This is a genomic window from Flavobacterium pectinovorum (assembly GCF_006438875.1).
GTDB classification, from domain to species: Bacteria; Bacteroidota; Bacteroidia; order Flavobacteriales; family Flavobacteriaceae; genus Flavobacterium; species Flavobacterium pectinovorum_A.
In genome coordinates, this window is record NZ_RCZH01000002.1 from 44,311 (window position 1) to 59,710 (window position 15,400).

The 15,400-nt window shown below is 34.8% G+C and carries 13 protein-coding genes and 1 tRNA gene; 5 read left to right on the forward strand and 9 right to left on the reverse strand.

Translation table 11 applies throughout. From position 1 onward, the window contains the following. Positions 1-29: 29 nt before the first annotated feature. The 4 genes from EAH81_RS02555 (at position 30) to EAH81_RS02570 (ending at position 3,781) form a co-directional block, all read left to right on the forward strand. The gene (locus EAH81_RS02555) at positions 30-272 is read left to right on the forward strand and encodes a hypothetical protein (RefSeq protein WP_140503425.1); all 243 of its coding nucleotides are present in this window, start codon (positions 30-32) and stop codon (positions 270-272) included. Then, positions 273-551: a hypothetical protein gene (locus tag EAH81_RS02560; RefSeq protein WP_140503427.1), complete on the forward strand. Its 279-nt coding sequence runs from the start codon at positions 273-275 to the stop codon at positions 549-551. A gap of 67 nt (positions 552-618) precedes the next feature. After that, positions 619-2,925 (forward strand): beta strand repeat-containing protein, encoded by a 2,307-nt coding sequence (locus tag EAH81_RS02565; RefSeq protein WP_140503429.1) that lies wholly within the window; start codon positions 619-621, stop codon positions 2,923-2,925. Between the two features lie 19 nt (positions 2,926-2,944). Then, positions 2,945-3,781 (forward strand): hypothetical protein, encoded by an 837-nt coding sequence (locus EAH81_RS02570; protein ID WP_140503432.1) that lies wholly within the window; start codon positions 2,945-2,947, stop codon positions 3,779-3,781. Positions 3,782-4,311: 530 nt separating this feature from the next. Here the strand turns inward: EAH81_RS02570 and EAH81_RS02575 are convergent. The 3 genes from EAH81_RS02575 to EAH81_RS02585 form a co-directional block, all read right to left on the reverse strand. After that, entirely contained in the window at positions 4,312-5,484 is a 1,173-nt protein-coding gene (locus tag EAH81_RS02575) for a tyrosine-type recombinase/integrase (protein ID WP_140503434.1), read from the reverse strand. Between the two features lie 119 nt (positions 5,485-5,603). Next, positions 5,604-5,693 (reverse strand) — tRNA-Ser (locus tag EAH81_RS02580). A 251-nt stretch (positions 5,694-5,944) separates the two neighbouring features. Continuing rightward, on the reverse strand, positions 5,945-6,817 hold the full coding sequence (locus tag EAH81_RS02585) for a LysR substrate-binding domain-containing protein (protein WP_140503436.1): 873 nt from the start codon (positions 6,815-6,817) through the stop codon (positions 5,945-5,947). A 91-nt stretch (positions 6,818-6,908) separates the two neighbouring features. Between EAH81_RS02585 and EAH81_RS02590 the strand changes: the two genes are divergently transcribed. After that, a complete protein-coding gene (locus EAH81_RS02590; protein WP_140503439.1) occupies positions 6,909-8,141 on the forward strand; it encodes an MFS transporter in 1,233 nt (410 codons plus the stop codon). Between the two features lie 428 nt (positions 8,142-8,569). Here EAH81_RS02590 and EAH81_RS02595 read toward each other — a convergent pair whose 3' ends face one another. From EAH81_RS02595 to EAH81_RS02620, 6 genes are all read right to left on the reverse strand, one after another. Next, on the reverse strand, positions 8,570-9,601 hold the full coding sequence (locus tag EAH81_RS02595; RefSeq protein ID WP_140503441.1) for an asparaginase: 1,032 nt from the start codon (positions 9,599-9,601) through the stop codon (positions 8,570-8,572). Further along, the gene (locus EAH81_RS02600; protein ID WP_140503444.1) at positions 9,591-10,727 is read right to left on the reverse strand and encodes a 1-acyl-sn-glycerol-3-phosphate acyltransferase; all 1,137 of its coding nucleotides are present in this window, start codon (positions 10,725-10,727) and stop codon (positions 9,591-9,593) included. Before EAH81_RS02600 ends, EAH81_RS02595 begins: the two co-directional genes overlap by 11 nt. Positions 10,728-10,791: 64 nt before the next feature. Further along, positions 10,792-11,571 carry a TatD family hydrolase gene (locus EAH81_RS02605; RefSeq protein ID WP_140503446.1) on the reverse strand — a complete coding sequence of 260 codons (780 nt, stop codon included), beginning with the start codon at positions 11,569-11,571 and terminating at the stop codon, positions 10,792-10,794. Positions 11,572-11,884: 313 nt separating this feature from the next. Beyond that, positions 11,885-13,543 carry a S41 family peptidase gene (locus tag EAH81_RS02610; protein ID WP_140503449.1) on the reverse strand — a complete coding sequence of 553 codons (1,659 nt, stop codon included), beginning with the start codon at positions 13,541-13,543 and terminating at the stop codon, positions 11,885-11,887. A 310-nt stretch (positions 13,544-13,853) separates the two neighbouring features. Further along, entirely contained in the window at positions 13,854-14,579 is a 726-nt protein-coding gene (locus tag EAH81_RS02615) for a tetratricopeptide repeat protein (RefSeq protein WP_140503452.1), read from the reverse strand. 2 nt (positions 14,580-14,581) lie between these two features. Then, on the reverse strand, positions 14,582-15,166 hold the full coding sequence (locus EAH81_RS02620) for an RNA polymerase sigma factor (protein ID WP_140503454.1): 585 nt from the start codon (positions 15,164-15,166) through the stop codon (positions 14,582-14,584). Positions 15,167-15,400: the final 234 nt, after the last annotated feature.

Genomic DNA, 15,400 nt, shown 5'->3' on the forward strand with positions numbered 1-15,400 from the left:
ATAATCATCAACTAAATCAATCAAAAAACATGAGAACAACGAAAAGAAAAACGACAGCTAAAAGAACAACTGCAAAAAAGCCAACTGTTAGAGGCTTAAAGAAAATTTGCAGTGGTGTTGTTAAAGCCACTGGATTAAAAGCAGATGGCACACTCAAAAAAGGTTACAAATACATAGCAGGAGGAAAAATTGTAAAAGTAACCCCGAAACCAGTTGCGAAAAAGAAACCAGTAGCAAAGAAAAAGACCGTTAGAAAAACTAAAAAAAGATAAATGTCTGCTATAGTAAAATTCATAAAGGATGAAAAGGGAAATGTCTTGGTGTATAAAACCCAAGACAATTCCCTTTTGTGGTCAATAAACCCTGCGCAAAATGTGGTAAAAGACCCATCTAATAAAGAAACGTTTAAGATTCAGTCTGACGCTTCTTTTGGCAGGAATCCTTTTGTTTTAAAATACAAAGAGGTAGATTGCTTATTGTGTGAGCCTCCTATTGTCGCAACAAACTTTAATGATTTTTTGATAGAGCTATCAAGAAACTTTTTTTTTTGAAATAAGCGAGAATGGGCAAAGCTTTCAGGGCGTTCCTATCTTTCAAAAAGTAGAAACATTTTCCGAATTGATCTTAGGCGAAAATGTAGGCGACATATCCTATGTTAGACAATCGCAAGGTACTTCTTGGTTGCCAAGTTCTTTAGGCGGTACATATTACCCCGAAGGTTGGTACTCTTGGGATGGTGTAAAATGGATTTCTGATCGTAACGCAATAGCTAATGCAATCCATGAAATTATTTTAAAAAATGATTTAAGCGATTATTCTAATTTGTCGGTCAATCCTTTCTTGAGACAAAATGATTTATCAGGAACTTTGCCAATTAGCATTACAGGAAATGCAGAAACAGTAACTACAAACGCTAACTTAACAGGAGATGTTAGCAGTGTTGGCAATGTTGTTTCATTGCCCAGTACTAATGTTACCGCAAAATTATTGACAGGTTATCTTTCAAGTGCGGGTACAATAACACCAAACGATACCATTTTACTGGCGATAAATAAGTTAAACGGCAATGATGCTTTAAAAGCGCCTTTAGCTTCTCCCGCTTTTACAGGATCACCAACATTGCCAACGGGAACAACAGGCGTTACCCAAGCAACTGGAAATAACACAACGGCTTTGGCGACAACTGCATTTGTTAATGCTGAAATAGCCAATGACACGCCAAGTAAAACAGGTGCGGGAGCGTCAGGAACTTGGGCGATCGGAATCACAGGAAATGCGGGAACGGTAACTACAAACGCTAACTTAACGGGTGATGTTACCAGTGTTGGCAATACCACCTCTTTAGCGAGTTCGGTTGTTACCTCGAAATTGTTGACGGGTTATGTTTCGGGTGCGGGCGTAATTGCATCAACCGATACGATTTTACAGGCTGTAAATAAATTAAACGGTAATGATGCTTTAAAAGCACCTTTAGCTTCTCCCGCTTTCACAGGAGCGCCAACATTGCCAACAGGAACAATTGGCGTTACCCAAGCAACAGGAAATAATACAACGGCTTTGGCGACAACGGCATTTGTTAATGCTGAAATAGCCAACGACGCACCAAGTAAAACAGGTTCGGGAGCGTCAGGAACTTGGGCGATCGGAATCACGGGAAATTCGGGAACGGTAACTACAAACGCTAACTTAACGGGTGATGTTACCAGTGTTGGCAATACGACTTCACTCGCCAGTTCAATTGTTACCTCAAAATTATTGACGGGTTATGTTTCAGGTGCGGGCGTTGTTGCACCAACCGATACGATTTTGCAGGCTGTAAATAAATTAAACGGTAATGATGCGTTAAAAGCGCCTTTAGCTTCTCCCGTTTTTACAGGAGCACCAACATTGCCAACGGGAACAATTGGCGTTACCCAAACAGCAGGGAACAACACAACGGCTTTAGCGACAACAGCATTTGTTAGTACGGAAATTGCTAATAATACTCCAACTAAAACGGGTTCGGGAGCGTCAGGAACTTGGGGAATTGGGATTACTGGAAATGCGGGAACAGTAACTACAAACGCTAACTTAACGGGTGATGTTACCAGTGTTGGTAATACGACTTCATTAGCCAGTTCAGTAGTGACCTCGAAATTATTGACAGGTTATGTTTCGGGTGCGGGCGTTGTTGCGTCAACCGATACGATTTTGCAGGCTGTAAATAAACTAAATGGTAATGATGCTTTAAAAGCTCCTTTGGCTTCTCCCGCTTTCACAGGATCGCCAACATTGCCAACGGGAACAATAGGCACTACCCAAACCGCAGGAAATAACACAACGGCTTTAGCGACAACAGCATTTGTTAGTACGGAAATTGCGAATAATACCCCAACTAAAACAGGTTCGGGAGCGTCAGGAACTTGGGCGATCGGAATCACAGGAAATGCGGGAACAGTAACTACAAACGCTAACTTAACGGGTGATGTTACCAGTGTTGGTAATACGACTTCATTAGCCAGTTCAGTAGTGACCTCGAAATTATTGACAGGTTATGTTTCGGGTGCGGGCGTTGTTGCGTCAACCGATACGATTTTGCAGGCTGTAAATAAACTAAATGGTAATGATGCTTTAAAAGCTCCTTTGGCTTCTCCCGCTTTCACAGGAGCGCCAACATTGCCAACGGGAACAATTGGTGTTACCCAAACAGCAGGAAATAACACAACGGCTTTGGCTACGACTGCATTTGTTACTACAGCCAATAATCTTAAAGCGCCTGTAGCTGATCCAACATTTACGGGAGTAATCAAGATAAGCGCTTTGAATACTGCTCCTGCAAGCGCAATAGCCACAGGAGTACTGGGCGAAATCAGAATCACAGCAACTTTTATTTATATATGTACAGCAACCAATACATGGGTAAGATGTGCTTTAGCAACTTGGTAATTAATAAAAATAAACAAAAATGAGTGTAAATATTTTAAAATTTATAAAAGACGATCAGGGAAGCGTTAGGGTTTACAAAATAGCGGATAATACGTTATTAGCTTCATTAAATCCTGCCTCAAATATTATTAAAGATCGATCCCAAAAAGATTTCTTTATAATTCAGAATGAAAACGGGGAAAATCCTTTTGTTTTAAGTTACTTAGAAATTAGCAAATCATTATGTGAGCCTGAAATTTACGCTGAGAATTTTAATGAGTTTCTAATTGAATTAGCCGATAAATTCTTTTACACTTCTGAAGGTTCTTCTAGTTCAATTCCTTCTCCACTGGCTGTAAATGTAATTAATTTCGACCCTTATTTGCATAAATATAAAAATCCTTATTTATGCGACGCAAGCTACTATGAACCAACCTACAATCCTTTTATTGTTAGGCTTTCTATGATTTTTGACACGTCAATTAATGCAGATAGTTACAAGGTAATTAATAATGATTCTTTTAACAATCGAAGTATGCATCAATTCAGTAATTTGAGTTATCCAGCCACACGAACGTATGATTTTTATACCTTTTTCAGATTCATGGATATGTATATAAAGTTTGCTCCACGCCCTAATAATTTAGCAATAGTAGGAACTGGAAAAAGGATCACAGTTGAAATTTTTTTAGATGTAAGGACTAATGAGTTTTTTATAGCGCATCATCATACTAATTTACCTCCACTTCAAGCCCCAAATTTTGAAATGCCAAAATTAAAGCAAGATGTAGCAAGTCCCGCAGAGAACGGAATAGAAATAAATCTCCCCGAATATTATTTGACTATAATGTTTGAATCTCCTTCGCAGGTTTCATAGTTTTTTGTTTTTAGTTAGAAAATCGTGTTACAGAAATGTAATGCGATTTTTTTTGTTTAAAAAATAAGTGAAAAGTAGATTTTTTTGCTTGGCCAAAAGATCTGCAGAAACGAAGCTCGTTAAAAAAAGTCTACATTGCATTTAATAGGTAACTAATTAAATGTAGATTTTTATTCGTTTCTGGAAAAAGCGCCGGCACGGATCTGAGCGAAAAAAATCTACATTACGTTTGCTTGGTAATTATTTAAATGTAGATTTTTTTGTGAACCTGGAAAAAGATCCGGAGCTGATATCTTGATTAAAAGTCTACATTTTGTTAATTTTAAGACCCTTATTTTTACCCCCCTATCCCCCAATGTTTATAAATTTTTTAGCCAATGTTTATAAACAAAAACAGTCAAAAATTAGTTTGTAAACGTTTTGTAAACAGATTAAAACATTGACTAACAGCCATTTGTGTAAATAAATTCAATTGTTTACAATGTTTACATTTTTTTTGTATACCGTACCTTGGCGTGTTACTAATTAATTTAAAATTTCACTTTTGCGTCTTTGATTGTTGCATCACATCCGTTATTCCTTGGCGTGTATAATTCAGTTATTTTAATATCATAATGCCGGGCTTGGTCACGAACTTTTATTGCCGGAATCCCGCTGTTTAATAAATCTGTAATTCCTGTATCTTTTAAAGAATAAAATTGATACTTACTTTCAAGACTCAAATCCTGTCTTAATTTTTCCCAAGCCGTTGCAATTTTTCTTACTGGCATTTGCACCGAACCAGATTTAAAATTGTCGCTAGAAAAAAGGTAATCATTAGGCTTTGATTTTTCAAGGTGTTTTATTAAAAGAGGCAAAAACTGAGAAGGTATTGTTATTGTTTCGTCTTTTTTATTTTTAGAGATTTCCTCCGATAAAAAAATTGAACTATCTTCCAGATTAATGGCACTTACTTTAATTTTTCTTAATTCTGTATTTCTTATTAGACAAAAATAGGTTGTCATGCATAAAGTGTAAAAACTGTTGTCGTAAGACTGTAGTTTTTCCTGAACGGCATTTTTGATTTGTACGGGTAAAATATTCCTCTTTTTAGGCGGTGATTTCATAGGCTGAATACCTGCCGTTGGATTTTCACTTAAAACGCCTCTACTGACCAAAAACTCACAAAATAGCTTTATAAAATTCAGATGATTGTTTCTTGTGCGTGGAGAATTATTTCTATCAACATATCCCCAGTCCAAATACTGCACGCATATTTTTTTATTTATCTCTATCGCAAAAGTAATTTTAATATGTTTTTCAATAAAAAACTGTTGAAATAAATTTAGATTAGAACTGTAGGTTCTCACAGTGTCTTCCCTTATCACATTATCTTTTAGCTGCTTTTTTAATTGTTTCAAAAACGCATTGATTACATCCTGAAAAGTTTTATAATTCTTTCCAGTTTGTTCAAAAAATGGCGACCACCCGGCCGACAACTTATTGTTTATTTCAAGAGTTATTTTTTTACCGTGTTTAAGTCTCTCGGTCTTATTACTAATTACCGGAACTCGCAAGCGTTGCAATTCCAATTTTCCGTTTACTGGGTTCTTTGCGTAATACACAATCACCCAATCTTTATTAGTTCGAAGTTCTGCGGGTTTATAATCTATAAAAGCAATGCTTTTATTACGTGTGGGAAGGTTTTTTTTTGAATTTGGCATTTTTTTTTATGGCTTAAAAAACTCTCGCTTTTTAAACTATAACAATTTGACACAAATTTGACACGTACTTTTAAAAAAAAACTCGTTAACGCCATATATTATTGACGTTAACGGAGTTTTGGCAGAGAGGAAGGGATTCGAACCCTCGATACAGTTACCCATATACTAGCTTTCCAGGCTAGCTCCTTAAACCACTCGGACACCTCTCTAATTAGGTTTGCAAATAACATAAAAAAAACTGAGGTAGAAAAACAAAATCAACATTAGTTTAGAAGACTTTTGATTTTATTTTTCGCCACGAATTTCTGTTTTTTTGCCACGACCCGAGCGATAGCGAACAGGCGAAGCAATTCCACGAATTTACACTAATTTTTATATGTTCAAGCTAAGAAATTCGAGTAAATTCGTGACCCGAGCGATAGCGAACAGGCGAAGCAAATTCGTGGCAACCTTTGGTCTTTTACATACTTTTTCTAAATTCTTCCATAAACAGTTTTACTGCCTTTTTTTGATAAGCTCCTTCAATCGTCAACATGAAGGATTCTCTTTGGGTAGGAACTCCCGTAATCGCAATTGCTTTTAGATTATCCCAGCCTTTTAGGGCTTTCTCGGTTACAATTGTAACCCAATCACTTTCTTCTACCAATTGCAAAAGTGCATGAACGGCGTTTAATTCTATTGAAACTTTTGGCTTCATATTATTTTTCAAAAACAATTCGTCCAGAAATTCCCTCGAACTAAATCCTCTTACGGGCAAAACAAGCGGATGATCTCCTATTTTTTTAAACGAAATTTTATCCAAAACCGCCAATGGATGTGTTTTTGCAACTGCCATAACCAGATTTGAAGTAAACAATGGAATCTTCTGAATGGTTTCTTTTATTTCTTTAGACGAAATTACCAAAACCAAGTCTAATTCATTATTCAATAATTTGTGTTCTAACGGTTCTGTTGAGCCATATTCTACGACGATTTTTAAATTCGGATACTTTTTTGCGAACAAATTGACAATTGGCAAAACCAAAAGTCCAAAAATATACGTCACGCCAATTCGCAATTCTCCGCCAATCATTTCGTTCAAATCATCAATAGCTTGTTTACCACTTTGAACATTTTCGATGACTTGTTTGGCATGAATCAGGAAAACAGATCCCGCTTCTGTAAGCTGAACTTTCTTGCCAATCCTTATAAACAAAGGCATTCCGAGTTCTTCTTCCAGTTTTTTTATTTGTTGCGAAAGTCCGGATTGCGTTACAAAACACAATTCGGCAGCTTTAGTAAAATGAAGAACCTCAGCCGTTTTAATGAAATATTCTAATTGATAAATTTCCATATTGATAAGTTTTACTACTTATTATCAGTAAAATTATTAATTTTTCTAATGAAATCATAATCCCGAACTTTGTAAAAAAATATCAGGCATCATGTTTAAAGCGTTAAAATCAAAAAACTTCAAATTATTCTTTTATGGACAATCTGTTTCTGTAATTGGAACCTGGCTTCAAAAAACAGCAGTAAGTTGGATGGTTTACAGCGTTACGGGTTCTGTTTTTTTACTTGGCTTAACCACCTTTTTAAGTATGATTCCGTCTTTATTTCTGGCGCCTCTCGCCGGAAGTATTATTGGACGTTATGACCGACACAAAGCCATGATTTTATTACAATCTTTGGCAATGCTTCAAGCCGGTGCTTTGGCCTTATTGATTTACTTAAAAATTTACAACATCAACTTTATTCTTGCCTTAAGTCTTTTTCAGGGAATCATAAACTCTTTTGATATGACTTGTCGCCAAACGATGATGATTGATATTGTCGATGATAAAGAAGATTTACCAAACGCCGTTGCTTTAAACTCAACCTTAAATAATTTTGCCCGTATTGCAGGTCCTGCTTTGGCGGGAATTATTTTGCACAATTACGGTGAAGACATTTGTTTTATTGGAAACTTCTTAAGCTATATCCCGGTTTTGATTTCTTTATTTATGATGAAAATTACACCGCATATTAAAGCAACAAATAAAATGAAAATGCTGGATGATTTTATTGAAGGTTTGGATTATGTGAAAAAAGAAACCGAAATGGCAAAAATGCTTTTAATGCTTATGTGCAGCAGTTTGTTCGTTATTTCTTTTAATACTTTAATGCCCGTTTTTGCCAAAGATATCTTTAGCGGAAATGCGCAGACTTTCAGTTGGTTCGAAAGCGCTGCCGGAATTGGTTCTATACTTTCCGCTATTTATCTTGCCAATCTTAAAAAAGCCGATAATATGGGCAAAATAATGATTTCTGCGAGCTTATTAATGGGCTTTAGCATTATCATACTTGCTTACTCAAATAGCTTAACTGTTGCGCTTATTTGCATGGCTTTGAGCGGCGTAGGAATGATGGCACAAACCTCATCGATAAACATTTATGTTCAGACGCAAAGTACTGTAAATATGCGATCCAGAAGTATTAGTTATTATTTAATGGCCTATCAGGGAATGATTCCTGTGGGAAGTTTGATTATTGGTTATGTTTCTCACATTATAGGAACAAGAAATACGGTTGCAATTCAGGGTATTATCTGTATTATTTCGGTAATTGTGTATGTGTATTATAAAAATCGTAGTTCTCAGGAAGATTTGGAAACTTGTCAGGTTCGTTATAAAGATTGATCTTTTCCACCATATAAGTGATATAAGAAATTATAAGTCAAGCTTAAAAAACTCAGCATTGTGCACAAACTTGTCATTTCGACAGAGGAGAAATCACACTAGAAACTCCGTTCCTAAAAGCAAATCTTTGTCGAATTACGAGTGTGATTTCTCCCTTCGGTCGAAATGACAAGATTGGGTTCACATTGCGAATGATGGATTAAAATCCATCCTACAATATATTGTTCCTACGGAACTCTAAAAAAAATCCAGAGGAATAATTTATATTGTAACAACGTTCCGAAGCTTCAGGATTAATCCATTAAACGAACAAATAATTTTTATCATAGAAATAACAAAACTACCTCAAATTCATTTTTAAACTCAAACTAATATGAACTTATATCACTTTATAAGATAAAGAAAAACCACTTATATGGTAAAAAATTTTAAAGTGAAATCTCTCCACGCAAAGACGTTTCGAAGACGTTTTTAAACTCATTTTGAGGAATATTATGTCCCAACAAATACATTAGTTTTGTAATTGCGGCTTCGGTTGTAATATCTTTTCCTGAGATAACTCCCAGAGATTTTAAAGCAGTGCTGGTTTCGTATTGCCCCATATTAACGCTTCCGCCAGAACATTGCGTAACGTTCACGATGTGTAAACCGGACTGAATCGCTTTCTGAATTAAATTCAAAAACCAATCTTCTGTTGGTGCATTTCCGGAACCGTAAGTTTCTAATACTATTCCTTTTAAATCTTTAATGGCAAGAATTGACGATAGAACAATTTCGCTCATTCCCGGAAACATTTTTATTATGGCAACATGACTGTCTAAGTTTCTATGAACAATCAAGTTTGCATCTGTTTTTACAGGAAGAAATAAATGTCTGTTTAATTTAAGATGAACTCCAGATTCTACCAATTCAGGGTAATTTGGTGCTGTAAAGGCTTTAAAATGTTCTGCATTTACTTTCGAAGTTCTATTTCCTCGGTATAATTTATATTCAAAATACAAACAAACTTCGGTGATTACCGGCTTTCCGTTTTCCTGAAGTGAAGCAATCTGAATTGCCGTAATCAGGTTTTCTTTAGCATCGGTACGCAAATCACCAATTGGCAATTGTGAACCTGTAAACACAACCGGTTTTGTCAAATTCTCTAACATAAAACTCAATGCAGATGCAGAATACGACATGGTATCAGAACCATGAAGCACTACAAATCCGTCATAAGCAATGTAGTTTTCTTCAATTATCTCCGCAATTTTTGTCCACATTGCAGGATTCATGTTCGATGAATCTATGGGGTTTTCAAATGAAACTGATTCAATTTCACAATCCAATTGCTTGATTTCCGGAATTTTTTGTAATAATTTACCAAAATTGAACGCTTTGAGAGCGCCAGTTTCAAAATCTTTACTCATACCGATTGTTCCGCCGGTATAAATCAGCAATATTTTAGCTTTAGATGACATCTTGGTATTTTAATTTATTGACAACAGGATTTGCATACATGCAAAGGAATCCTTGTCTTGTAACTGGATTATCACTTCCGATACGCATTTCTAAACGACGCTCAAATAATGATTTCTCATTTTCTTTGTATAAATGAGCAAATTTATCTGTTTGGTTTAAGATGTCGTAAGCGATAAAATTAGTTGGCCATAATTGATAATTCCTCAAAATCGAATCGTCAATAACTTGTGCCAAAGCCTGAATTTGTTTGTTTGTGTTGTCATTTTCAGCCACAATCTGATCAATTTCAGTATCAAGAACATCTCCAACAGAAATGTGTATTCTTTTTTTAGTTCCCATGATACCACTTAAAATGGTCATGAAATCTTCGTTTTTATCTTTAACGTAAACCTCATTGTTTGCTTCTGCCATTAACTGTGGCATTTTCAGAACATCTGTAGGATCATATTCATATGAAATCGAAACCGGAACAATCTTTAATTTTTTGAAATAATCCATTAAATTAGCTTCATCAGAACCCATTCCAATCATTTTTAAAACACCTGGATTAGTTTCGTCATTTCCGTCTTTGGTACGTCCTTCTCTTTGTGCAATCCAAACCGAACGATTTTCGCGAAGCAATAATTGCCCCATATATTCGGCCAGCAATTTCGAACTTTGCAACATTTCTCTTGGCGTTAAACCTCTAAGAACCAAAAAGTTTCTGTTTAGTTTTGCCAATGTGCTTAAGAATGCTTTTTTAACCAAATTATCACCAATTGCAGATGCTGTCATGACTAATCCGTGCTCAAAAAGACAAACATTTAATAAGGTTGTATCTAAAAGAATATCTCTGTGATTAGAAATAAACAAATAAGAAGTGTTTTTCTCCAATTTCTCAAATCCTGAAGTCGTAAGTCCTTCAGAACTTTTCTCCAAAACCCTTTGTATCGTATTATAAATAAAGTTGCATTGAAAATCACGAATCGAATGTGTTTTCTTAAGTTGCTCTTTCCAAACCTCATCTTCTACTTCCGGAAAAGTAAAGTTCATCATGGTTTTCATCATCGGGTGATTGACAACATCATGAAGTGCTTCATTTATTTCAGAATCATAAAACGGTCGAATGGCATCAAATTTCTGCATTATTAATATTGGTTTTAAGTGGGCAAAAGAACAAAAAAAAAATTAAACTATTGTAAGGTAAAAATTAAATCCCAAAAACGTCTTTAGAATTTTGTGTTGTTTTTTCTGCTATTTCTTCTTCGGAAACGTCATATATATCGGCTAATTTGCTAATAACATTCACCAAATAACTGCTTTCATTACGTTTACCACGATACGGAATTGGCGCTAAATATGGCGAATCTGTCTCTAAAACGATATGTTTTAGATCGATTTGATTTAAAAACTGATCGATTTTTCCGTTTTTAAACGTCACAACTCCTCCAATTCCCAGTTTCATATTGTAAGATATCGCCTGAAGCGCTTGTTCGTGCGTTCCCGAAAAACAATGAAAAATTCCAAACAAATCATCTGATTTCTCTTCTTCCAGGACTTCAAAAATTTCATCAAAAGCTTCACGACAATGAATCACGATTGGCAATTTGTATTGTTTTGCTAACTGAATTTGTCTCTTAAAAGCTATTTGCTGTTCTTTAAGATGCGTTTTATCCCAGTACAAATCGATTCCGATTTCGCCAACGGCATAAAATTTTCTTTTTGCCAGTTCAGTTTCTACATGTTTCAACTCTTCTTCGTAATTATCTTTCACGTAAGTGGGATGCAAACCCATCATTAAAAACACATAATCTGGATAATTTTTTTCTAAATCATACATAGATTGCGTTGCAGCGGCATCAATTGCAGGGATAAAAAAACGTGTTACTCCGGCATTTATTGCTCTTTGCATCATTTCGTCGCGATCCTGATCAAATTCTTCTGAATATAAATGGGTGTGCGTATCGGTAATTATGGGTGTTGAATTCAATTTTTGTAATTTTTAAAGGCTCAAAATTACGACAATAATAAAAACTTTCCCAATTTGTGTAAAATGGCTCGCGGATGACACGGATGCACTTCATGAAAACGCGGATTTATGCGGATTTTTTTTCTTCGTGTTAAGTCTATTAAAAACGGAAACCTTTGTCGAAGTTTAAAAACTTTGACAAAGGTTTGAACTCAAACTTATCATTCCGAGGAACAAGGAATCTCCACAAGAAACTAACACAACGTATTCCCCAAAATAGTCGAGCTACTCGCGAAGATTCCTCGTTCCTCGGAAAGACAAAAAAACTAAAATATTATTTTCCTGTTTCAATAAATAGTAAAGCACGATCCATAACCTCGTCTTTTCCTTCCTGAATTCCTTTTATAGTTTGTTTTACTTCAATATCCGGAACGATTCCTATTCTTTGTGTTTCTCGTTTGTCCGGATAAAAAACGCCAATTCCGGAGAATAATGTGCGAAATCCTTTGAAATCAAATACAGAGACATTTCCATCTGCTCCCGAGGTCTGACTTCCAATAACAGTAGTTTTACCTGAAGCCTGAAAACTCATCGCTGTCCATTCTGCATGACTTTGAGTCTTCTCGTTAAGTAAAACAATTACTTTTCCTTTGTAATTATCCTTGTTATCAAACCCGCTTGAAGTTCCGTTGCCCCAAGTAAATCTTCCGGGATAATTCAAATCCGGAATCGTATAAATGGCAAATTTTCTTTCCTGAGAATTTAAAAAATTTGATATTTCCCTACAAGTTCCTTTCGGATAATTTCTTATATCAAAAACAATTGCTTTAGTGTCTTTTAATGCTTCGATCATATCAGGAATGTTTTTCTCCGTTATAATTCCCATATCAACATAGCCAATGTTATTCTCTAATAATTTAAATCTCTCTTTCTTTTTCTTTGCTCCTTTCTTAAATTCATTTCTATGAGAATCATGATAATCAAACCATGTCATTGTTCTTGTACTGTATTTACCCTCTTTAAGAAACTCAACTTTAACAGTATCCGATTTGCTTACTAACATTTGCCCAACCAGCTTGTCTAAATATTTAGAATTATTAGAAGCACAATAAAATTCTCTGTTTTCTGCAATAATTTCTTTTATTGTTTTATCATTTACTTTCGTAATTACGTCGCCAATTTTTATATCATCTGCCTGCGCCAGACTATCGCCTAAAATTTCGGTCACAACTATTTTATCATCGATTATCTTTCCATCGGCAGGAAAATATTTATTAGGCACTACTACAGCTGAAGTTGGATATACATAAACTTCCGTGTGGCTGTCATCAATTTTGGACATCAATTTTCTTATCACCAAAGAAAATTCAGCTGAATTCTTAGACGCAATAACTAGAGGAATTGTTTTTTCTAAGGTCGTATCCCATTTCTGATCCATTTGATATTTGTACGGAAAATAATATTCTACTAAATTCCATAACATAAATATCATTCGAAGTTTTGAATTTTTATCTGTAAAATCAGGATTATCATTGCTTTCGTTTTTGAGACCAACATTCCCAACACTTTCTGCAGCATAAATATAAAATTGTTCCCCTTGAAATCTATTGTCTTCTATAAATTTCAATTTCTTAGAAAGTTTTTTCGAGAACAGCTTATTGTTAAACCAACTTAAATCAAAGTTTTTATCAAAATATTCCGTGTCTTTTGGTTGAGCAATTGGCGCTATTTCTTTTATTGTACCAAGACTGTCTATCCAGTCTTCGAGAATCAATGAGAATTCTTTTTGGGTTTGTTCTTTTTCAATTTTAGGTAAAATATCAAGAAGCTTTTGATCCCAATTAAAATCGCCATTGGCTACTTTTGGATGATAATATTTTAGGAAACCCCAAACTTTGCAGGTTGCGGCAAGCTTTTCGGTTTCGTTAATTTTGGCTTGGCCAAAGGCAATTTGTGTAAGAACTAAGAGAAAAAAGAGGGTAATTTTTTTCATTCAATAATGGTTAGAATTGTAGATTGGTTTTGGTTAGTTTTTATAAAATTGAAATCGAATTTAGAACTAAAATTTCAAATTTAATTACGGGTTTACGTAAAAGAGAATTTTGCAGGTAAATGGCACACGGATTTAACGGATTCACTTCGTGAAAACGCAGATTAAAAACGGATTTTTTTTATTGTTATTTTAAACAATCTTTTGTCAAAATTTAAAACTTGACAAAAGTTTGGACGCAAAAAAAATTCGCAAAGCTTTTAAAACTTTGCGAATCTCTGTGTAATTCTTTATGCATTGTGCAGATTCATATCTAATCTAAGTCGTCCAGAAGATTCTGAACATCATCGTAATTTTCATAATCCTGAGAAATTGTCTGAAGGGTTTCTTTGCATCCTTTATAATCTTTTTGTTTTAATTTGGATAAGGCAAGATTCCATTTAGCTTTATCTTTATAGACAGAAGTTCCGGAAATTAATTCATTAAAAACCGTTTCGGCTTTTTTGTAATGACTTTCTTCTAATAAAGAAATACCATAAAAATACTGAACTTCAGGAGTTTTCTTTTCTTTTAAAATGGACTCAAAAAGCGGAATTGCTTCTGCATATTGTCGCTCATTAAAAGCAGTTTGTGCTTGTTGCATTGTTTCCTGTGTTTCTCCTCTCTCCGTAAAAGAAGCTTGTTCCGGATGGTTATAATCTTCAAAAACCGGATTCTGATTGTAATTAAAGAAGAACAATCCAAATAAAATCAGCACAGATGCCGCTGCCGCAAAATACCAGGCATTTAATCCTATAACTTTTGGTTTACTGGTGTTGAAGTGTTTGTCTGAAATGGTTTTCAAATTGGCTTTAAACGCTTCTCTTTCTTCTTCATATCCAAATTTATCTTCCAGTTGGACATGCAGATTTTTGAAAGTCTCAAATTCAGCTGCCATTTCGGGATCTTGAGATAATTGATTTTCAAAACCATTTCTTTCATCAACCGTTAGTTCGCCTTGAAGATATTGATCGAATAATATATAGCGTTCTTCGTTCATGACTAATTATTTTTTAGAGATTTAAAATTTTTGGCTTCTTGAATCCACTGTGTTAATTGACCAACGCATAACGATTTTTTCTTGCGGACATAACCGTACGTTACGTTTAGTTTCTCGGCAACTTCTTCCATTGATTTAATGGTAAAACTCAACTTCAACAATTCCTGACATTTTTCGCCCAGTTTCTGGAACATGGTGTCAAAAAGCTGTTGTTTTTCGTCAAATTCTTCTGTTTGCCCAATTAATTCCAGTGCAGATTCATTCATAGATACCGCATCTTCATTTATTGTTACCCCTTTATTTGATGTTTTTTTCAATTCGTTGAGCCATTTTCTTTTACACAATAAAAAAAAGTAAGCATCAAACGGACAAGTCAGTTGTAGTGTATTGGCTTTGGCCTGATTAAAAAGCAATATCATGACTTCCTGAACCACATCCTGTGCATGCTCTTTATCGCCGGAATTATTCATAATGAACATAACGACCTTAGGAACAAACTTTTTGTAAATCGTCTGAATGATTGCCGAGTCATTTGCGGCAAGTCCTTCAATATACATTTGGTCAGGATGAATTTTACTTTTTCCCATAAAAAACTTTTTGTTAGCTAATTTAAAAAACAATTGTAAATAAATCTTACATAATAGGGTAACAATTAACAAATCAAGTTGATATAACGTAACAAAAGTCTTTTAGCATTAATAAAATGCAATATAAGAGATGGCACACGGATTAGACGGATTGAACCGATTTACACTGATTCTTTATTTATTAATTCGTGCTCATTCGTGCAATTTGTGGCAAAAGAAATGGCACACAGATTA